This window comes from Bradyrhizobium sp. UFLA01-814, assembly GCF_046718885.1.
Lineage (GTDB): Bacteria > Pseudomonadota > Alphaproteobacteria > Rhizobiales > Xanthobacteraceae > Bradyrhizobium > Bradyrhizobium elkanii.
The window spans coordinates 15,577-34,696 of sequence record NZ_JAQOSR010000095.1 but is presented as its reverse complement, the minus strand read 5'-3'; the positions used below and the strand labels follow the sequence as shown (position 1 = coordinate 34,696).

Genomic DNA, 19,120 nt, shown 5'->3' with positions numbered 1-19,120 from the left:
GATATCGCTCCACAGCCGGCCGAAGCCCGCCGCGGTGTGCAGGCCGATCAGGCGGGTGAATTCATCGGAGCCGAGTGAGAAGCGGGCCTCGTGGTCCATCTGCCACATGAAGCGCAGCGGATGCCGCCGCACCGGCAATGGCTCGTCGAGCCAGGATGGCGGTGGCACCGGCGCCAATGTCGCGGGCTCGGGCTCGGCGGCAGGTGGCGGCGCGGGCGCATCCGCGATCGCATAAGGCGAGGGGACGGGGTCGGCCGGCGGCGCTGATGTTTCCGGCGCGTTTGCGGTCGCTTCGAGATCAGGCGCGGGCTGCGGCGCAGGCTGTTCGACCCGCGTCTCAGCGGGCGCCTCGATCAGCGCTTCCGACAGCGGCTCCTCGACGGCGGCAGTTTCGTCGGGCGTGGTGTCGAGAGGCGCGGTCTCGACGGGCTCTGTTGCTGCGTTTGTCTGTTCTGCTGACGGGAGCGGCGAGGCGAGGTGCGCATGCTCTTCGATCAGCGCTCCAGCCGGCACTTCGATGAGCGCTTCCGACACCGGCTCCTCGACAGCAGGCGTTGCGTCGGGCGTGGTGTCGAAAATCGCGGTCTCGACGGGCGTTGAGTCTGCGGGTGTCTCTTGTCCTGCCGATGGAGCTACGTCCGCGAGCTCGGATTCAGGCGCGCCGACGATCGGCGCGATCGCGACACGTTCTTCCAGCTGCGGATCGAGCGCATCGAACAGCGTGAAACTAGCTGGTGCTGCGCTGGCTGGCGCGGGCGCTTGGTCATGCGCAACGGCTTGCTCGACAGCGGCCGGTGCGGGTAGCGGCTCCGCCGCTGCGGCCTCTTGCGACGCTGCCGCCGGTGCCTGTGCTTCGGGCGCAGCCGTCTCCGGCGCAACTTGCTCGGGCACGATCGGCGCCGCCGGCTTTGCGGCGAGATGCGGCGCCGGCTTGATCAGCGCGACCAGCGCGCGATCGGCGCCGTGGCCGATCCGCTGCAGCACGACGCGGCCGATCGCAACGCTCGCCGCCGCGCGGCCCTGCGCCAGCGCCTCGCCGCGCGCGGCATCGAGACCGGCTTCGGTAAGATCGTGCAGGCCGGGCAGCGCACGCGCCGCCTCATTGGTTGCGACCAGTAGTCCGTCGCTGGTGAAGGCGGCGGCCGGACGCGGCAAACCCTGCACCAGCCGCAGCAGGCGTTCCGCGAGCGGCATACCGCGGCTGGTCGCGTTGAGCGCGGTCATCAGGATGCCGTGGCTGCCGTCCGGCAGGTCGATCCTCGCGCAACCGCAGGTCGCGAGCATGCCGGGCGCCGCGCCGAAGCCGCGCAGCCGCTCCAGCCGGACCGCGCCATTGGCGTTCAGGCCGTGGCCGAGCCGCGCGACCTGGCGGCGGTGCGGATCGGCCGGGCCGAGGCCGCGCTTCGCCAGCTCGGCGCCGTTGGCGGCACCGAATACCTGCGCGCCGACCGGATTGGCCCAGAGAATCCGTGCGCCGTCGGCCGCCCACAGCCATGCCGGCAGGGCGCCCGTCGCATGATCCGCCAGCCTGACATCGCCGAGCGCCTGGATCTGGAATTCCGCGTCACTCATCACGCAAGATTTGACCGCATGGGTTTGGCTTTCTTCCTTAAGCTCAGCCGAAGGCCCGGCAGCCGCAGGACGACAGCCTTAACAGAAGGTTAGTATCGCAACTGGGGGGCGGCAGGTCCATGTCCGCAAGCGAAACTGCCCCCGCCAAAGCCGGGATAACGTTAACTTGGCTGAACGATCCACAGCCGTTCGGCGTTGTCCGGCAAAGAGAGGTTGCTGCGAGCCGCGCGATGCGGAACCAGGTGGCGCCGCGTCACACCTGCGATTGCAGTGCCACGATATATTCTGCCGTCTATCTTGCCCTGGGCCCGCAGGGCCAAGCGGCGGGCCGATCAGCAAGCGAGGGAGAGCGACCATGAGCGACAACGGGCGTGACCATTTCGAGATCCCCAAGTTCGAGATTCCCAAGGATATGCGGTCGATGGCGGAGGCGAGTTTTGAGCAGGCGCGCAAGGCGTTCGAGCAATTCGTGACCAACGCCAAGGACACCGCCGGCAAGATCGAGGAGCGCAACGCCACGGTGCGCGCCGGCGCCAAGGATCTTTCGAGCAAGGCGCTGTCCTATGCCGAAAAGAACGTGCAGTCGTCGCTGGACTACGCCGAGGCGCTGCTCAAGGCCAAGGACCTCAGCGACGTCATGCGACTGCACAGCGAATATGTGCAGGGCCAGATGCGCTCGCTCGCCGAGCAGGCCAGCGAGATGGGCCAGGCCGTCAGCCGCGCCGCGATGGACGCGGTCAAGCCGAAGAACTGATCGAGGCGCATTGGCCGCGGCCGACCCCGGCGCGTTCAGCCTCGGTCGGCCGCGGTAACCTTATATTCCGCCACATAAAAAATATGGCGTCGCACGCGATCTTACGTTGCGTTGCACAAAATTGACATGATATGGGTGTTTATTAGGCGCGCCCGACGAAGGGCACTCCCGTGAATCAAGGCAGCGTGATCCATTTCAGCGCTCCCGGCCTGATGGGCTCCGGGACGTCCGCAATGGTCACATCTACTCACCCGTTGCGAAGGATTACACGTATGACCAACCCGTCCGATCCGTTTTCCGCCTCGATCATTCCGTTTGAAGTTCCCGAGCAGATGCGTGCGTTCGCCGAGAAGGGCGTTCTGCAGGCCCGCGACAGCTACGCCAAGTTCAAGGACGCTGCCGAGACCCACAACTCGACGGTCGAGGCCGTGTTCACCTCGGTGAGCAAGGGCGCCAGCGAGTATTCGGCCAAGCTGATCGAGTTCTTCAAGGCCAACACCACCTCCTCGCTCGATTTCGCCCAGGAGCTGTTCAGCGTGAAGTCGCCGACCGAAGCGGTCGAGCTGTGGACGTCGCACGCCCGCAAGCAGTTCGAGACCTACACCGCGCAGGCCAAGGAACTGGCCGAGCTCGGCCAGAAGGTCGCCAGCGAGACCGCCGAGCCGATCAAGGCCAGCGCCTCGAAGTTCTACAAGCCGGCCGCCTGATCGCTGCCATCTAGGAGACCAGCGAAAGGCCCGGGCCGAAGCGGTCCGGGCCTTTCTGCTAACCACGGGCCCGTCGAGCGGCCCGACATAACAGCGGAAATCGGCGCGTTACGGCCTTGCCAAAGCGCGGCGTTGCACCTAGTTTCCGCCCGAAATCGCCGCCCCGCTCGAGCGGGCCGCGCGTCAGGATGCAGTTGTAGCTCAGTTGGTTAGAGCGCCTGTCTGTGGAACAGGAGGTCGGTGGTTCGAGCCCACCCAACTGTACCATCCGCAAGATCACTCAGCGCGACATCGCAAGATCAGACGATCGCAAGGTCGCTCGCCCTTATCGCCCGGCGTGTCATCGCGTCCGCTTGCACTTCTCTGTCCCATCACCCACACTCCCCGAAACGACGCCTTAACGACGCCTAGTGACACCTTTGGGGGGATGCATGGGGATCGCCGGTTCAAGGAGTTTTTCGTTTGCGTTGATATCAGCCGTCGCTCTTGCGGCGCTGCTGCTGCCGGGCCGAAGTGAGGCCTATACGCCCGACCAGCAGCAGGCCTGTACGCCGGATGCGTTCAGGCTCTGTAGCCCCGAGATTCCCGACGTCGATCGCATCACGGCCTGCATGATCAGGAACAAGGCGCAGCTGTCGCCGGCCTGCCGCGTGTTCTTCCGCGCAGATCCGGAGCCGCGTAGGGCGAGCGAACGCGTCGAGCGGCGGCCGGTCGCTGCAAAGCGGAAGGTCTCCAAATCGCACAAGACGAAGAAGTCGGCCCACTGAACAGGCTCTCATCGCGCGTGCGCCGGAGTCTCTGATCGGGCGCGGTATCGTCACGCGAACCGGTGTCCGCCTTCACCTCGCCCCGCGTGCGGGGAGAGGCGTAGGCCGCCCTTAGCGGCCGTTCTCCAGAACGCCGAAGCGGAGCTTCGGCTATGACGCATCGTGAGATGCGTTCCGGGTGAGGGGGAGTCTCCGCAAACGCAGCTATCGCCGGATACGCGGAGGCCGCCCCTCACCCCAACCCTCTCCCCGTAAGAACGGGGAGAGGGAGCACAGCGCCGTCGCGGCCAATCCAATCGCTTCGCGCGAAAATACGCGCTAGACCGTCAGACCGCGATTTCAAGCCTGTCATGCGCGACAGACTGACGCCTTGTGACGCTGTCACGCAGCATCATCTGTGGGACTTGTGTGGTTTGCCAAATCTGTTCCGCTCGTGGAACGGATGGAGTGGGACGCGTGAGCGAATACTACAAGCAAGAGATCGATCGGCACTTCGCCTGGTTCGAAGCCAAGCTGCCGGAAAAGCCGGCGCGCTTCGTCGCGTGGCTGCGCAAGCCGTCGTCGCGCTATGTGCGGATTCCGCTCGCGATCCTCCTGATCATCGGCGGCATCTTCAGCTTCCTGCCGGTGCTCGGACTCTGGATGCTGCCGCTCGGACTCCTTTTGTTCGCGCAGGATGTTCCGTTCTTGCAGAAGCCCACTGCGCAATTGCTCGGTTGGATCGAGCGCAAATGGATCGAGCGCGAGCGTGCAAAGGCTGCCGAAAAGCGCTAGGCCCTGAGTCAAATCAAGCGCTTAGCGCTTCCATTTGCGGTTGCGTCATAAGTTCGGTGTGACTCAAAAAGCAAAACGCACCGGTAATCTTGGCCACTTTGCGGATTGCAAGAAATTTTTTCTTTCGCGAATCAGCGTGCTGATTCATTTTCGCCTCCTGGGGTCAATCTGGAGGCCAACGTATGAACGTGATTGTTTTCGCTTCGCGTAAGGGGGGCTCGGGAAAAAGTACCCTGGCTGCTCACCTCGCTGCGCAAGTGCACAAGGCAACGAAGCCCTGTCTGCTGATCGATGCCGATCCGCAGGGCTCGCTGACGCTCTGGCACAAGCTGCGCGGCACCAACGAGCCGGCGATCAAGACGGCGGTGAACTCGGTCAGCGGGATCATTGCCCAGGCCAAGCGTGACGGCATCGAGTGGGTGTTCATCGACACGCCGCCGAATCTGTCGGCCGTGGTCGACGACTCCATCAAGAACGCCACGATGGTGATCATTCCGGCGCGGCCCGGCGTGTTCGACGTCAACGCCGTGCAGGAAACCATCCAGACCTGCCGCTCGATGCGCAAGCCTTATGCCGTCGTGATCAACGGCGCGCCCGCGCAGCGTGACGGCGCCGAAAGCCGCATCGTCGCGATCGCGCGCGAGGCGCTGGCGAAATTCCGTGCGCCGGTGTGGAGCGGCCAGATCACCAACCGCGCCGATCTTCTGATGGCGCTCGGCCAGGGCGAAGGCGCCCGCGAATATTATGCGGAAGGCCGCGCCGCCGCCGAGATCAATCGGCTGTGGGCCGCGATCGAACGCTCGATCAAGGCGATCCGCGGTACGGCGTCGGCGTCCGGTACGATGCACAAGCAAGCGGCGTAACAACGCCGCTTACGTTCGAAATGGAAGAACGCGCGGCACCCGCGCGTTTTTTGTGTGCTGAAGCGACTAGGCAATCGCAGATTGCCTGGCTGACACTTGCAATGACGTGATGGTTGGCCTCAAGCCACCATCAGCAGATAGAACACGATCACCGGCGCCAGGGTCAGGATCACCGACCAGATGCCGACAGCCCATAAAATATCCTCGGTCGTAAAGCCCGGCTCGGCACCCGGCCTCACGGCAACAAAGCCATTCCTCGAAATCACGACGCCCCCGCGCTGGTCTTGGCAATGCAGAGGCTGATACGCGAGCGGATTTAAGATCCCGGTCGGAATTTCGCGGGCATTTGCGCGCGGGTGCTACTTCGGATTAACCACGGAATGGGCGGCGGGCCGCGTTCGGCTGGGTGCCGTTCGCCTCAGTGCATTGCTCCGTCCCGGTCGCGGATCGCGCCGAGATGCTCGTTGATCCGGAATACGATCAGGATGAACTCGGCGGCGATGCGCGAGAACACGATGCCGACGAAGACGCTGGCGATCGACGCGAGCAGCTGGATGAATCCGACGAACGGGCTGATCGCCATCGCGGTGAGGCTCCACAGGATGCCGGAGATCCCGAACAGCACGATGACCGCGATCACCAGCCAGTAGAACGTCTTGATGATCGTGGGCGTGATGAAGCGGTCCCACTGAAACAGATCCTGGAAATCGAACATCATGGTTCTCCCGGCCAGCCGAAATATGATTCGCGTCTCGTTCATCCTACTGCGTCACCGCCGGCGCGATCACTTCGTCGCGGAAGCCTGCGCCGCAGGCGTCCATCGGGACGAGGCTATTCGCCGGGCCAATGGTTTGGGACGACGCCAAAGCGCCTCCGCGACCAGAGGAATCGATACCGCAGAAGCCCAATCGGTCTCGCCAAAGGCGAGCCCCGGACCGGGCGCCGGCGGTCCAGGGGCGAGCTATGCGAGTGGGCCGGTTGTGATTGCTGCAAATAACGGCCACAATCGGGCTTCCCTCCGGCATATCCTCACCCAATGACCACGCTGACCTTCGAAGACTTCAAGCCCGGCCGCTTCGGCACGTTCGGCCCGCGCCATGTTTCACGCGAGGAAATCCTCGCCTTTGCCGCCGAATTCGACCCGCAGCCGATGCATCTCGACGAGGAGGCGGCGAAGAAATCCATGCTCCGCGGCCTGTCGGGCTCGGGCTGGCATCTCGGCTCGCTGATGATGCGGATGCTGTTCGACGGCTTCATCGGCCGCACCGCCTCGCTCGGTGCGCCCGGGGTCAACGAGATGCGCTGGGTGGCGCCGCTGCGTCCGGGCGACGATTTGACGCTGGATGTCGATGTCGTCGAAGCGCGCGTCTCGAAGAGCCGTCCCGAGACCGGCATCGTCACCTTCAAGAGCACGATCCGCAACGCGCGCGGCGAGATGCTGTGCGAGATGGAGGCGCCGATCATGATCAGCCGCCGCGACGCTGAGAGCGCATAGGAGAGGTCATGCGCTTTTTTGAAGATATCGAGATCGGCGCACGGCGCGAGTTCGGCTCCTTCACCTTCACCGCCGAGGACATCAAGCGCTTTGCCTTCCAGTTCGATCCGCAGCGCTTCCATCTCGACGAGGAGGAGGGGCGCAAGTCGCTGTTCGGCGGGCTCGCCGCATCGGGCTGGCATGTCGCCAGCGTCTGCATGAAGCTGCTCGTCGCCGACGGTAAGCGGCTCGCCGCGGAAGCCGCCGCGCGCGGCGAGGAGGTCGCGGTCTGGGGGCCCTCGCCGGGCTTCCGCGAGCTGCGCTGGATCCGCCCGGTGCTGGCAGGCGATACCATCAGCTTCACCAACCAGGTCGAGACCAAGCGCACGTCCGAGAAGCGGCCCGAATGGGGCATCCTCCAGGCCCGCAACATCGGCATCAATCAGCGCAATGAGGTGGTGTTCTCGTTCCTCGCCACCGCTTTCGTGCCGCGGCGGAATCCCGGTTCCTGATGTTGCCCGCACGCCTCTGATGTTGCCCGGACGCCATGGTTAGCGGATGACTTCTGCCGCCGACGCAGTTGTGCGTTGCGTGGAACTCATTTTTTGCTAACGCATTCTGAACCTTTGTCCCTGCCTTATGGTTTGAGGGCACGGACATCTGGCAAGAACGACTGGGGATACCATGGCAGATCGCAGCGCGCTGAAACTCGTCGGCATTATCTTCGCGACGGTAACGGTTGTGGTGATGCTGGCCACCGGAATGGTCGTGAAGGGCTTTGCCGACGGCAATTATTCCTTCGAGACCACCGCGAGCATCGATCGCTGATTGACCGTCTGTAACTGCCGGCGCTCGAGGGAGCGCAGGTTGCGCGCAATTGCGCTTTTCAATGTGACCTGTCGGCAGGCTGCGTCACACTTCTCCTGATCAAGCTTCTGTTTAGGCATGATCTTATCGGAAAACCGCTTCACACTTTTCCGGATCATGCCTTAACGATTCCAGATCAGCACCATCACGACGGTCGCGGCTGCCAATATGCCGATGAAGCGGATCATGATCGTGCCGATGCCCTGCTGCGGCTGGCGCAGCGGAATCGGATCGGCGGCGTTATCCGGCCGGACGCTCTGCATGACTTCGTCTCCAAACGGATGCCCGGCAAGGCGCGGTCCGGACGCGAATTCCGGATTGGAGGCGGGCTCTGCATCCGAAGTTCAAATCGGCTTCTGCAAAAATTGACGTCGCGGAGTTTACACCGCGCTGAATAACGAATCGTTCTGCGCTGAATCGCGGCTCCAAAGCGAAGCCGCCGCCCCTGTCCAGGAGGCGGCGGCTGCCAATCCTAAAAGGCGGATCCGGATCAGCTGTTGCGCAGGCCGTCGGCCGCGCGCTTCCACTGCGAGACATTGTCGGCGATCATGCGCGTCGACTTCATCGCGGCCTGGCTGAGCTGGGCATAGCCGGAGATCTCGCGCTGGACGCGCTGGCCCTCGGCATGCAGCAGGTCACGCAGGCTCTCGAGCTCGCCGATCAGCTTCTCGATCTCGGCGAGCGAGGTGCCGGCGACGCGCTGGATCAGCGAGTTGACGTTGCTGACGGTGGCATCGGTGTTGGTGTCGGTCGGCGCGGTCTCCGGGCTCGCCACCGGCCGGCGCAGATAGGCGATATCGTTGCGCACGAAGTCGCGGATGCCGGCTTCGACTTCCGAGACCGCAGCGAGATTGGTGTCGACCTCGGACGTCGTTTCGACTTCGGCTTCCTCGGTACGGTTGGTGGCGTTCATCGGCTTTCCCCTAGTTCGCAATAGCGAAGCGCGGCTTGTCCCCCGCACGACGAATTGATGAAGTTACGGACCTATCAGTGCCGCCGAATTTGACCGCATCTGGGCCAAGTTGCGGCAATGCCTGATCATTTAGCGCGATAGAGCTAACAGACCGTTCACCATGAGCGCTTGTAGCCGGCGCTGATGCTCTTGTTGGTCGCGCCCTGGGAGGTCTCGCCGACCGAGCCGGAGACGGTGACCCCGTCGAACAGCTTCTGCTCGGCGCCGATCCGGCGCAGCCATCTGTCGTCGGAGGTCGACAGGGTCTGGCCTGCCGTGATGCTGGTGCCGGTGTCGTTAACGGACAGGCTCGCCGACTGATCGGTGTCGTAGCTGCGCGACGGGTGGCTGATGATGCCGGGCACCGGGACCACGCCCTGCTGGATGAGGTTGTAGCCGTTCTGCAGCGTCAGCGAATATTGCTCCGACAGCGGCACCGACTTGCTCAGGGAGGTGCCGACCTTGCTCTGGTCGGCGGAGGGATCGACGCGCGCCTCGACCGAGGTCTTGTCCCAGATTGAGGCCACGCCGCCGGTCGAGATCGCGGCCCAGGCCGAGCCGCCGGACTGCGGCAGGCTGCCGCCATTGGCGAGCCGCTCCGACAATTGCTCCGACGTGGTCATCGTGCCTTGCCTCGCGACCGTCATGTCGGCGCCGATGCGGGTGTCGAGGAATGGCGAGATCGACTGCTTGACCGACACCGCCGACGAGCCGTTGGCGTTGTTGTTGGTTGACCAGGATGGATCGTTGCCGGCGACGCTGGCGGGCCTCGCCGCACGCTTCGGCGCCAGCGTCGGCAGGCTGGTGGAATCGGTGTCGAGCTGGCTCCAGTCGAGCTTGCTCTCGTCGATGTCCTTCAGGATGTCGGCGTCATTGGCATTGGCCGCCGGCGGCTCCTCGTCGGCTGCAGCCTCGGTGTTATCAGCTGCGGTATCCTGGGCGGCGGGAGCGATCTGCCATGGCGGGGTTTGCGCGGTGGCCGACAGCGCCATCGCCAGGCTGAAGCCGGCCGCCAGCACCGGCAGCCTTGCCCAGCCAAATCGTAATGTGAAGGTCATTCCCAGCCCGCAAATTCCAGAGCCGCAGCATGCGTTTGCCGTGGCGCAAAATTGTGGCATCGGCGCTCTGAAAGCAAGTGATCAACGCGTGATCGTCATGTCCGGGACAAACGCGCAGCGCGTTCGCGCGGCGCGTCCCGAGCGCGGCCGTTCGGGGCTGGCAAAACAGGCCGCCGCTGCCGGGGCAGGGGGCCCCGGACATGACGAAGGCGTGAAACCGAAAAGCCGTCAGACCGCGATGCGCGGCAGATGGATCGGGTAGCCGACGGTCTGCTCGACCAGGTCGAAACTGTCGACCAGCACGCGGAAGCTCGTCAGCTTGCCAGCCCTGAACTGCGCGAAATGCGCGATCCGGAGCGAGATCGGCTTGTTGGAGTCGAGTGCCGTCAGCGAATAGCGCAGCATCGAGGCTGCGGAATCCACGCCGAGCATGATCTGTTCCCGGTCGAAGCGGTGAACCCTGAGGTTCTCGCCGATCTGCCTGATCACCTCGAGCACCGCGGCCTTGCCGCGGCGCGCGCCGAAAAAGGAAAACAGGTCGATCGGCCCATAGATGGACCATTCGACCTCGTCGTCGAGCAGCGGCTCGATATCTGCAAGCTGGCGTTCGTTGATCGCGCGATGCAATGCGCGCGAAAAACGCCAGAGACTATGCTCTGTCATTTTGGCCTTGTCCTGAAACTGGATTTTCAAACGCAAACGGATGGCAGGGGGTCAGCGCCGACGCCTTGCCAGGTTGCTGCACATCGCTATTGCGGCCTGAAATAGTGCGGAACGGCAAAAACGCAAATGACTTTTTTGCAATGCACAATTGCGCGGAATTTTACCGGAATGTGACCGCCGCCCTCTGGAATCCTACTCCGACAGGATCGGAATGGGGTTCCAGATTCTGGTTCTGACGCGTTTTCTTGACGCGAACCGGCATCCGCTTCGCGCGAAAACGCTCCGTTCACCGCATTTTCAGCGGTCGCGCCGCCGCACCGGTTGCCGCTCGATCACGATCTCGGCGTCGCGGATCGCCACCACCGCGAACAGCAGCGCGCCGCCGATGCCGCCGATCGCGGCGCCGAGCGGCATGAAGGTGAAAAACACCAGCGTTCCGCTATCGATACCCGAGGTTCTGGCCAATCCGATCCAGCTAAGCCCGGCTCCGATGCCGAAGGCGGCGCCGCCAAGGGCGCCCAGCGCCAGGCCAAGCACAGCGAGCAATGCGACTTTCATGGTGATTTCAGCCCCGACGGCAACAAGCCCAGTCATAGGTCAGCGCCGCGCCGTCGAGGTTCAACGCTGGCGTTGCGAATTTGCCTGCACGATGTCGTGCCCGGTCAGCGCCGCCGCGACGTCGCGCTCCAGCACCTGCTGGACGAGGTCGAAGGTGTCGATGATCTCGCGGATCTCGGTGATCTTGCCGTCGCGCAGCGTGTAGAACACCGCGACGTCGAACTGCACCACGCGGGCGTTGTTGCGCTTGCGCAAGAACACGCGCAGCTGCGCGGCGACCCGGTCGCCCTGGGTCACCACGATCGGCGCCTCGTAGCGCATGTCGGAATAGCGCTCGTGGATCGTGGTCCACATCTGACGCAGCGCTGCCTTGCCGCGGTGCTGGCCCATATGCGGAAGAATGTCGATCGGGGCGTTGGCGAGAAACGCGACGTCGTCGCTGCAGCGATCGAGCGCGCCCTCGATGCCGCCGGCATAGTAGACGTCGAGGAAGTTCAAGACGCGCTGCCGGTTCAAATCCTCGCCCATGATCGACTCCGCCGACTCGCTCTGGCCCGGCATTGTGAACCGGAGCATTCCACAATCAACAACATGTTTGACGCGCGAGACGCGATTAGGTTCGGCAACCAGCGCGTGCATTGTGGCACAAAATCATGCGGCGCGCCGGTTCGCGCAATGCGACGACGGCGGCCGCCGCGGTGCAGGCCACGGTTTATTCCGCGCCCGCGCCACTTAAATCTTCGCGCCCGCGGCCTTGCCGCGGCACGGCCGGCCCGTATGCTTCGCGGCGGAAGGCGGCCGAACAGAGCCGCCCCGATGGGGAGAGACCAATGAAGCGCATCACCCACTTCGCCGCGATCCTGTCGCTGCTGGCATGTCCGGCGATCCCGCCCGCCTTCGCGCACACGCCGCAGCAGCCTGCCCACCAGCTCTACAATGAAGGCGACCTGAAGCTCGATAGCGGCGAGGCGATCAAGGATTTCTCGATCTCCTACGTCACCCACGGCACGCTGAACGCGAAGAAGTCGAACGCCATCCTGATGGTGACCGCGATCTCGGGCAATCATCACCGGCTCGATTTCATGATCGGCCCCGGCAAGGCGCTCGACCCCGACAAGTATTTCATCGTCTGCACCGATGCGATCGGCAACGGGCTGACCACGTCGCCGAGCAATTCGAAGGTGCAGCCGCGGATGCAGTTCCCGAAATTCGCGATCCGCGACATGGTGGAATCGCAGTACCGGCTGATGAAGGAGAAGCTCGGCATCGACCATGTCGTCGCCGTGGTCGGCCCCTCCATGGGCGGCATGCAGGCGCTGCAATGGGGCGTCAGCCATCCGGACTTCATGGACGCGCTGGTTGCGATGGTGCCGCTCGCGAAGACGCCGGCCTGGTCGGTCGCGGTGATGGAGGCCTCGCGCAAGGCGATCATGAACGATCCGGCGTGGAAGGACGGCAATTACGAGGCGCCGCCGGAGAAGGGGCTCAAACTGTTCCGCGATATCGTCGCGCTGCTCGCGGCGCGCACGCCCGATATGTATGCGGCGCAGTTCAAGTCCGGCCCCGAGGTGCTGCCCTGGATGGCCGAGCAGGAGACCGCGCTGTGGAAACTGTTCGACGCCAACGACTGGATCTACCAGAGCTGGGCCTATGACCGGCACGATGTCGGCACCACGGCCGGGTTCGGCGGCAACACCGCGAAGGCGCTGGCTTCGATCAGGGCGAAGACGCTGATCCTCACCGGCACCAAGGACCTGCTCAATCCCGAATTCGAGCCGAACCAGATGGGCCAGAACATCAAAGGCGTGACCATCAAGACGATCAGCCCGGGCACCGTGACCGGCCACGCCTCCGCCGGCGGTTTCTTCCCGGCAGATGTCGAGTTTCTCAACCGTGAAACCGGCGTGTTCCTCGACGGCGTGACCGACGGCGGCAAGACATTGAACTGAATCAGCCGCACTGATTGCGTCCTGCGGACGTGAAGCGAGCGCGGCGGCAGCTGTCCGCGAGTTAATGAAACCTCCGCCCGCGCGCCCGGTTGGTTCGGCGTGGGCGACGCATCCGCGATCAGGAGTTCCGTATGAGAAACACCATGCCGCTTGCCGTCGCCGCCCTGGTTGTCTCCAAATAGATCATGCGAGCGCGCACCGCGCGACGGTGAGCCGGCGTCGACGCCGGCCACGAGGCCTTGAGCTCCTCCGGGGCCGGCCGGTGATATCGCGCCGGCTCGCTGTCGCGGTGCGTTCGATAACAGCTAATCCGATGGCGCCGCCTTGCCGGCGGCGCGGTCGATGGTGAACCGCCTCTTCTTCTCGGAACCGGCCGTGCCGCTTCGCCGTTGATGCGGCAGCATTGCATTGGAGCCGCATCATGAAATCGATTGTTCTCGCGTCCGTCATTGCCGTCAGCGCGCTCGCCGCGGTGTCGCCGGCCGACGCCAAGGGTTGCATCAAGGGCGCGATCGTCGGCGGCGTCGCCGGGCATTATGCCGGCCATCACGGCATGCTCGGCGCCGCCGCCGGTTGCCTCTACGGCCGCCATCACGCCAAGGAGCAGGCGCGGCAGCGCCAGCAGCAACAGGCGCAGCCGTCGCAGCAGGAGAAGCTGTAGGGTCGGCTGTGAAGCCACATCTCCGGACATGTGAAGTCTCGTTCCGGGAACGACGTCTCGTTCCGGGAACGAAGTGTCGTTCCGGGAACGCCGTCCGCACCGGCTGCGTTGTCTCCATGCGTAACGGAGACGATGATGACGAAACCAAAGACAAAGACCATCCAGCCCGTTCCGGACGACAACAAGAGCCACAAGGGCCCCGGCAGCACCCCCAGCGTTCCCATCGACACCACCAAGGGCCATCGCGACGACGAGAAGCACAACATCCGCGAGCAGGCCGCGCATGGCAATCTGACCCAGAACACCAGCAACAAGCGATCGGGTTAGGGTCGGGGCGAAGCGGAGCCACATCCCTTGACGTCGTCCTGGCGAAAGCCAGGACCCATTACCCCAAATGCGAATTGTTGCGCGACACTGGGGCCACGATCCTTCCGACAACCAAAGCCGGTGGTAATAGGTCCTGGCTTTCGCCAGGACGACGGTGAGGATGGTTCTCGATTCAAGATGTCAAACAGCGCCGAGTCATCACCCGCGCGTGCGCGCATGCGGGTGATCCAGTATTCCAGAGACGTCCGTGCATGAACCGAGAGGCCGCGGCGCCTTCCGGACGTTGTCCCTGCGAAAGCAGGGACCCATACCCCGCGGCGGATATCGTGAACGGGGCTCATCGCTCCACCGTCTTTCACGATGATCGTCTGTGGTTATGGGTCCCTGCTTTCGCAGGGACGACACCGAATATGTGGCACGGGCCCCGAGCACCCGCGCGGCGAGATGCCGCCACTTGCGCATCCTCTTGGGTAGCCTTTATCTGCGGGCATGCAGATTAGGGACGAACGCCCCGAAGACGCCGCCGCGATCAGCCGCATCACAGCGGCCGCCTTCGCGACAGCGCCGCACAGCAGCGGCACCGAAGCCCGCATCGTCGAGGCGCTGCGCGCAGCCGGCGCGCTGACGCTCTCGCTGGTGGCTGTCTCCGAGGACGGCAGCATCGCCGGGCACGTCGCGTTCTCGCCGGTCCGGATCGATGGCGTAGCGGGACGCTGGCATGGCCTTGGCCCGGTCTCGGTCGCACCCGACCTGCAAGGGCGCGGAATCGGCAAAGCTCTGATATGCGAGGGGCTCATCCGGCTTGCGGAGCAAGGGGCCGATGGCTGCGTCGTGCTCGGCGATCCCGCGTACTACCACCGCTTCGGCTTCCTCGATGATCGCCGGCTGATCTATGGCGGCAAGCCGAGCCGATACTTTCAGCGGTTGGTGTTGAAGGGCAAGGCGCGCAAGGGGGATGTGAGCTACCATCCGGCGTTCGACGTGGCGTGATCGAGGCGAGGCTGATGAAGCTGTCTATGGCAGCGTCATTTCCTCAATCCGCGCCGGCACCGCGCCAAAATCGCTGAACCGCGCCCAGTTCGGCCGTATCCGCACATAGCCGATGTTCGGCCAGGTCTCGCGCTCCAGCCCGTCGGGCCACGTCGCGAAGTACACCTGCTTGCAGGCGGTGAGCTCCGCGCCGCTCGGTAAGTCCGCGACTCCCTCGATCTGTGCGGTCTGCTCGGCGTCCCAACCGATCACCAGCGCCGCGCGCGGATCGCCGCGGAGGTTCTGGTATTTGCGCGAGGTGGTCAGCGTGTCGAAGATGATCTCGAGATTGTCGCCGACCGCGATCCCGACGACCGCCGCCTGGGGCGCGCCGTCGTGAACCGTGCTGACCACAGCGAGCCGATGCATCCGCAGGAAGGCGAGAAGCTCGGCGCGCGTCATGATCTACCTCTTCTTCCACCCGCCCCGTTTGCCCGGCGTGCCGCCGCTGCTCCTCGGCGACGGGCCGAATTCCGGCCCGGACTGCCGCGAGTCGGTCGGCTGGATGATGCGGCTCGTGGTGCCGAACGGTTTTGCCGGCAGCGCGCCGCTCGGGCGGAAGGGCAGCGATTCCGGGCCGTGCATCTCGTCGAGATCGGGCTTGTGCACCCGTGAGCCGGACTTGCCGCCGCGGCTCGCCTTGAGCGAGGTCTGCGCCGACTTGTTCTTCAGCGCGCTGACCGGCAAGTTGGCGGCATCGCCGTATTTTCGGGTGCCGGCATAGGCGCCGGCCTGCTTCTGCACGCTGCGCTGCTTGGCGGTGGGATCGTCGACCACGGCCATTTCGGTGGCGCGCAGCCGCTTGACCTCGTCGCGCAGCCGCGCGGCTTCCTCGAAGTTCAGGTCGGCCGCGGCCTCGCGCATCCGCGTTTCGAGGTCGCTCAGGACGGCCTCGAAATTATGCCCGATCGAGATCACGTCATCGGCCATGCCGCCGTCGCCGATCTCGACCAGCACGTGGTCGCGCTCGTAGACGGAGTTGAGGATGTCGCCGATCGACTTCTTCACGCTCTCCGGCGTGATGCCGTTGGCCTCGTTGTACTCGACCTGCTTCTCGCGGCGCCGCGTGGTCTCGGCCATTGCGCGCTCCATCGAGCCGGTCATGCTGTCGGCATAGAGGATCACCTTGCCGTCGACGTTGCGCGCGGCGCGGCCGATGGTCTGGATCAGTGAGGTCTCGCTGCGCAGAAAGCCTTCCTTGTCGGCGTCGAGGATCGCGACCAGCGCGCATTCGGGAATGTCGAGGCCCTCGCGCAGGAGGTTGATGCCGACCAGCGCGTCGAACGCGCCGAGCCTGAGGTCGCGGATGATCTCGATGCGCTCAATCGTGTCGATATCTGAATGCATGTAGCGGACGCGGATGCCCTGCTCATGCAGGTATTCGGTGAGATCCTCCGCCATGCGCTTGGTGAGCACCGTGATCAGCGAGCGATAGCCGGCCGCCGCGGTGGCACGCACTTCGCCGACGAGGTCGTCGACCTGGGTGCGGGCAGGGCGGATGTCCACGGGCGGATCGATCAGCCCGGTCGGGCGGATCACCTGCTCGACGAACACGCCGCCGGATTCGTTGAGCTCCCAGCCGCTCGGCGTCGCCGACACCGCCACCGTCTGCGGCCGCATCATGTCCCATTCCTCGAAGCGGAGCGGACGGTTGTCCATGCAGGAGGGCAGGCGGAAGCCGTATTCGGCGAGCGTCGCCTTGCGGCGGAAGTCGCCGCGGAACATGCCGCCGATCTGCGGCACCGTGACGTGACTTTCGTCGGCGAACACCAGGGCGTTGTCGGGGACGTATTCGAACAGCGTCGGCGGCGGCTCGCCGGGGCGGCGGCCGGTGAGATAGCGCGAATAGTTCTCGATGCCGGCACAGCTTCCGGTCGCCTCCATCATCTCGAGGTCGAAGGTGGTGCGCTGCTCGAGCCGCTGCGCCTCCAGCAGGCGGCCCTGGTCGTTGAGCTGGTCGAGGCGCTGCTTCAGCTCCGATTTGATCGACTTGATCGCCTGCACCAGCGTCGGGCGCGGCGTCACATAGTGCGAATTGGCGTACATCTTGATGAATTCGAGCTCGTCCTGCTTGTGGCCGGTGAGCGGATCGAACTCCTCGATGGTCTCGATGGTGTCGCCGAACAGGTTCACCCGCCAGGCGCGGTCCTCATAGTGCGCCGGGAAGATGTCGATGACGTCGCCGCGGACGCGGAAGGTGCCGCGGGTGAACTCGGCCTGGGTGCGCTTGTATTGCAGCGCGACCAGGTCGGCGATCAATTGCCGCTGGTCGATGCGCTCGCCCTTCTTCAGCGCGAAGGTCATCGCGGTATAGGTCTCGACCGAGCCGATACCGTAGATGCAGGACACGGAAGCGACGATGATGACGTCGTCGCGCTCGAGCAGCGCACGCGTCGCCGAGTGGCGCATGCGGTCGATCTGCTCGTTGATCGAGGAATCCTTCTCGATATAGGTGTCGGTGCGCGGGACGTAGGCTTCCGGCTGGTAGTAGTCGTAATAGCTGACGAAATACTCGACCGCGTTATCGGGGAAGAAGTTCTTGAACTCGCCATAGAGCTGGGCGGCCAGCGTCTTGTTCGGCGCCAGGATCAGCGCCGGGCGCTGCGTCGCCTCGATCACCTTGGCCATGGTGTAGGTCTTGCCCGAGCCGGTGACGCCGAGCAGCACCTGGGTGCGGTCGTTGCGGTCGATGCCCTCGACCAGTTCGGCGATCGCGGTCGGCTGGTCGCCCTTCGGCTGGTAGTCGGACTTGATCTCGAAGCGCACGCCGCCTTCGGATTTCTCCGGGCGCGGAGGGCGGTGCGGGGTCCACACCCGCATCGAGCCGTCGTCCTTGCGGAATTCCGGACGGCCGTCGCGGATCAGGTTCTCCAGCGCGTCGGCGGTCGCCTTGACGCCGAGCGCCTCCATCTTGCTGCGCGGCGGCCGCGCCAGCGCCTCCTCGTCATCCTCGGCGGTCGGCAGGCCGAGCTGCCGCGCCAGTTCCGGATCGAGGGTCGGAATGGTGGCCGAGGTGCCGTAATTGGCCTGCGGAGCCTCGCCGAGGCCCGAGGTGTCGCGCCTTGCGACGTCCTCGCTGGTCTCGCGCGTCGACGCCCGCGCGCGATGCGCGGCGGCCTCGCCGCCGGCGCGGCGGTCCCAGGAATTGTCCGGCGGCGGCTGCAGGCCGGTACCCGAACCCATGCCGGCATCGCCGCGGTTGATCGCCGGATTGAGCAATTCGGCAAGCGCGGGCCCGATCGGGAGGACCTCGGGCCGGTGTGCTTTGGATTTGGGGGTTTTGCCGGGCTTTTTCGGAGTGTTCGGTGTCTTCGCCATGTCCCGAATATGGGACGACTCCGGCAGCGATAAAAGGGTAAACGGCGGCCGGATAGCTGCGCGGGCGAGGCTGCTGACAGCAGGGTGTCAGCAGGGGGCGCGCTGTCGCGGAGTTCAGACGCGGGGCAGGTCGACGATGTCGAGATGGATCCCGCCGCAGCCGTCGCAGCGCATGGTCCAGTATTCGGCGGCGCGGCCGGGGATCACGCGCAGCAGCGAGAGTGGGGCGGCGCATTCCGGGCAGCTGGTGCGGACTTGCGCCGGCCAGACCGGATCCGGCTCGCATTGCGGGACGGCGGCGACCACGACGTTGCCGGTCACGCCGATGCTCCGGCCGCCGGCATTGTCATGCCATAGCGTTGCGGGAACCGGTCGATAGCCCGCTTCGCGTCGGCGATCGCCGCATCCGGATCGGACCACGCAAAGCCGATGTCGAGCATCGGAAACAGCATGCCATCGATGACGACCGGCCTTTGATCGACCCGTTGAACCCTGGCGTGCCATTGCCCCTTCCCCACTTCGAACGACTTGATCTCAAAACCGCTGTAAATCATGTGCGACCTCGAAATGCCCTTCTCATAGGAAGCACGAGCGCGCGGTGCCCTATGTGAACCAGATCACAAGTCGCGCGGTTTATTTCCGAACGGCAAAGGAACCGGGAGAAAAAGTCGACTTTGCTTCGAGCAGCGAGCTCCGCTTCACCTCGCCCCGCGTGCGGGGAGAGGTCGGAGCGCATCGCCAGATGCGTTCCGGGTGAGGGGGAGTCCCCGCGAGCCCAACTGCGACGGTCTGCGCGGAAGCAGCCCCTCACCCCAACCCTCTCCCCG

At 64.7% G+C, this 19,120-nt stretch carries 25 protein-coding genes, 1 tRNA gene and 1 pseudogene; 13 read left to right on the top strand and 14 right to left on the bottom strand.

What is annotated here, in order from left to right; translation table 11 throughout:
* A pseudogene (locus tag PMN64_RS26180) lies at positions 1–1,572 on the bottom strand (PAS domain-containing sensor histidine kinase); the annotation flags it as partial.
* Positions 1,573–1,927: 355 nt separating this feature from the next.
* Between PMN64_RS26180 and PMN64_RS26175 the strand changes: the two are divergent.
* The 5 genes from PMN64_RS26175 to PMN64_RS26155 all read left to right on the top strand — a co-directional run bounded on the left by PMN64_RS26175 (position 1,928) and on the right by PMN64_RS26155 (position 4,574).
* Positions 1,928–2,326 carry a phasin family protein gene (locus tag PMN64_RS26175; protein ID WP_411782713.1) on the top strand — a complete coding sequence of 133 codons (399 nt, stop codon included), beginning with the start codon at positions 1,928–1,930 and terminating at the stop codon, positions 2,324–2,326.
* A 272-nt stretch (positions 2,327–2,598) separates the two neighbouring features.
* The gene (locus PMN64_RS26170; protein ID WP_028336028.1) at positions 2,599–3,033 is read left to right on the top strand and encodes a phasin; all 435 of its coding nucleotides are present in this window, start codon (positions 2,599–2,601) and stop codon (positions 3,031–3,033) included.
* Between the two features lie 190 nt (positions 3,034–3,223).
* A tRNA-His gene (locus tag PMN64_RS26165) sits at positions 3,224–3,300 on the top strand.
* A 164-nt stretch (positions 3,301–3,464) separates the two neighbouring features.
* Entirely contained in the window at positions 3,465–3,800 is a 336-nt protein-coding gene (locus PMN64_RS26160; RefSeq protein ID WP_411782712.1) for a hypothetical protein, read from the top strand.
* A gap of 447 nt (positions 3,801–4,247) precedes the next feature.
* Positions 4,248–4,574, top strand: a complete 327-nt coding sequence (locus PMN64_RS26155) for a hypothetical protein (RefSeq protein ID WP_411782711.1) — start codon at positions 4,248–4,250, stop codon at positions 4,572–4,574.
* A 13-nt stretch (positions 4,575–4,587) separates the two neighbouring features.
* Here PMN64_RS26155 and PMN64_RS26150 read toward each other — a convergent pair whose 3' ends face one another.
* A complete protein-coding gene (locus PMN64_RS26150) occupies positions 4,588–4,722 on the bottom strand; it encodes a hypothetical protein (RefSeq protein ID WP_411782710.1) in 135 nt (44 codons plus the stop codon).
* A 34-nt stretch (positions 4,723–4,756) separates the two neighbouring features.
* On the opposite strand from PMN64_RS26150, the gene PMN64_RS26145 reads away from it, so the two are divergent.
* Positions 4,757–5,437, top strand: a complete 681-nt coding sequence (locus PMN64_RS26145; protein WP_028336032.1) for a ParA family protein — start codon at positions 4,757–4,759, stop codon at positions 5,435–5,437.
* Between the two features lie 119 nt (positions 5,438–5,556).
* On the opposite strand, the gene PMN64_RS26140 is transcribed toward PMN64_RS26145, so the two are convergent.
* On the bottom strand, positions 5,557–5,703 hold the full coding sequence (locus tag PMN64_RS26140) for a hypothetical protein (protein ID WP_304497185.1): 147 nt from the start codon (positions 5,701–5,703) through the stop codon (positions 5,557–5,559).
* 152 nt (positions 5,704–5,855) lie between these two features.
* Entirely contained in the window at positions 5,856–6,152 is a 297-nt protein-coding gene (locus PMN64_RS26135) for a DUF4282 domain-containing protein (protein WP_028340592.1), read from the bottom strand.
* 321 nt (positions 6,153–6,473) lie between these two features.
* Here PMN64_RS26135 and PMN64_RS26130 point away from each other — a divergent pair, with 321 nt between their 5' ends.
* The 3 genes from PMN64_RS26130 (at position 6,474) to PMN64_RS26120 (ending at position 7,739) form a co-directional block, all read left to right on the top strand.
* Positions 6,474–6,932, top strand: coding sequence for a MaoC family dehydratase (locus PMN64_RS26130; RefSeq protein WP_411782709.1), 459 nt, complete (start codon positions 6,474–6,476; stop codon positions 6,930–6,932).
* Between the two features lie 8 nt (positions 6,933–6,940).
* Positions 6,941–7,423: a MaoC family dehydratase gene (locus PMN64_RS26125; protein WP_411782708.1), complete on the top strand. Its 483-nt coding sequence runs from the start codon at positions 6,941–6,943 to the stop codon at positions 7,421–7,423.
* A gap of 172 nt (positions 7,424–7,595) precedes the next feature.
* Entirely contained in the window at positions 7,596–7,739 is a 144-nt protein-coding gene (locus PMN64_RS26120; protein ID WP_016841369.1) for a hypothetical protein, read from the top strand.
* A gap of 161 nt (positions 7,740–7,900) precedes the next feature.
* Here PMN64_RS26120 and PMN64_RS26115 read toward each other — a convergent pair whose 3' ends face one another.
* From PMN64_RS26115 to PMN64_RS26090, 6 genes are all read right to left on the bottom strand, one after another.
* Positions 7,901–8,041, bottom strand: a complete 141-nt coding sequence (locus tag PMN64_RS26115) for a hypothetical protein (protein WP_167350365.1) — start codon at positions 8,039–8,041, stop codon at positions 7,901–7,903.
* A 227-nt stretch (positions 8,042–8,268) separates the two neighbouring features.
* Positions 8,269–8,691: a hypothetical protein gene (locus PMN64_RS26110; RefSeq protein WP_016841371.1), complete on the bottom strand. Its 423-nt coding sequence runs from the start codon at positions 8,689–8,691 to the stop codon at positions 8,269–8,271.
* Between the two features lie 155 nt (positions 8,692–8,846).
* Positions 8,847–9,788, bottom strand: coding sequence for a hypothetical protein (locus PMN64_RS26105; protein WP_411782707.1), 942 nt, complete (start codon positions 9,786–9,788; stop codon positions 8,847–8,849).
* Between the two features lie 228 nt (positions 9,789–10,016).
* Positions 10,017–10,451 (bottom strand): nuclear transport factor 2 family protein, encoded by a 435-nt coding sequence (locus PMN64_RS26100; RefSeq protein ID WP_026193357.1) that lies wholly within the window; start codon positions 10,449–10,451, stop codon positions 10,017–10,019.
* 297 nt (positions 10,452–10,748) lie between these two features.
* Positions 10,749–11,009, bottom strand: a complete 261-nt coding sequence (locus PMN64_RS26095; protein WP_016841374.1) for a hypothetical protein — start codon at positions 11,007–11,009, stop codon at positions 10,749–10,751.
* Positions 11,010–11,069: 60 nt separating this feature from the next.
* A complete protein-coding gene (locus tag PMN64_RS26090) occupies positions 11,070–11,537 on the bottom strand; it encodes a nuclear transport factor 2 family protein (protein WP_411782714.1) in 468 nt (155 codons plus the stop codon).
* 302 nt (positions 11,538–11,839) lie between these two features.
* Here PMN64_RS26090 and PMN64_RS26085 point away from each other — a divergent pair, with 302 nt between their 5' ends.
* From PMN64_RS26085 to PMN64_RS26070, 4 genes are all read left to right on the top strand, one after another.
* Complete coding sequence (locus PMN64_RS26085; protein WP_411782706.1) at positions 11,840–12,958, top strand: alpha/beta fold hydrolase; 1,119 nt, start codon at positions 11,840–11,842, stop codon at positions 12,956–12,958.
* Between the two features lie 421 nt (positions 12,959–13,379).
* Positions 13,380–13,619 (top strand): hypothetical protein, encoded by a 240-nt coding sequence (locus PMN64_RS26080; RefSeq protein ID WP_411782705.1) that lies wholly within the window; start codon positions 13,380–13,382, stop codon positions 13,617–13,619.
* A 135-nt stretch (positions 13,620–13,754) separates the two neighbouring features.
* On the top strand, positions 13,755–13,946 hold the full coding sequence (locus PMN64_RS26075; RefSeq protein WP_172646835.1) for a hypothetical protein: 192 nt from the start codon (positions 13,755–13,757) through the stop codon (positions 13,944–13,946).
* A 489-nt stretch (positions 13,947–14,435) separates the two neighbouring features.
* Positions 14,436–14,936, top strand: a complete 501-nt coding sequence (locus PMN64_RS26070) for a GNAT family N-acetyltransferase (protein ID WP_028340584.1) — start codon at positions 14,436–14,438, stop codon at positions 14,934–14,936.
* A gap of 24 nt (positions 14,937–14,960) precedes the next feature.
* Here PMN64_RS26070 and PMN64_RS26065 read toward each other — a convergent pair whose 3' ends face one another.
* The 4 genes from PMN64_RS26065 to PMN64_RS26050 all read right to left on the bottom strand — a co-directional run bounded on the left by PMN64_RS26065 (position 14,961) and on the right by PMN64_RS26050 (position 18,847).
* Positions 14,961–15,377, bottom strand: coding sequence for a pyridoxamine 5'-phosphate oxidase family protein (locus PMN64_RS26065; RefSeq protein ID WP_411782704.1), 417 nt, complete (start codon positions 15,375–15,377; stop codon positions 14,961–14,963).
* A 3-nt stretch (positions 15,378–15,380) separates the two neighbouring features.
* Positions 15,381–18,293 (bottom strand): excinuclease ABC subunit UvrB, encoded by a 2,913-nt coding sequence (uvrB, locus tag PMN64_RS26060; RefSeq protein WP_411782703.1) that lies wholly within the window; start codon positions 18,291–18,293, stop codon positions 15,381–15,383.
* 114 nt (positions 18,294–18,407) lie between these two features.
* Positions 18,408–18,614: a hypothetical protein gene (locus PMN64_RS26055; protein WP_411782702.1), complete on the bottom strand. Its 207-nt coding sequence runs from the start codon at positions 18,612–18,614 to the stop codon at positions 18,408–18,410.
* Positions 18,611–18,847, bottom strand: coding sequence for a hypothetical protein (locus PMN64_RS26050; RefSeq protein WP_411782701.1), 237 nt, complete (start codon positions 18,845–18,847; stop codon positions 18,611–18,613). The genes PMN64_RS26055 and PMN64_RS26050 overlap by 4 nt, the downstream gene beginning before the upstream one ends.
* Between the last annotated feature and the right edge of the window lie 273 nt (positions 18,848–19,120).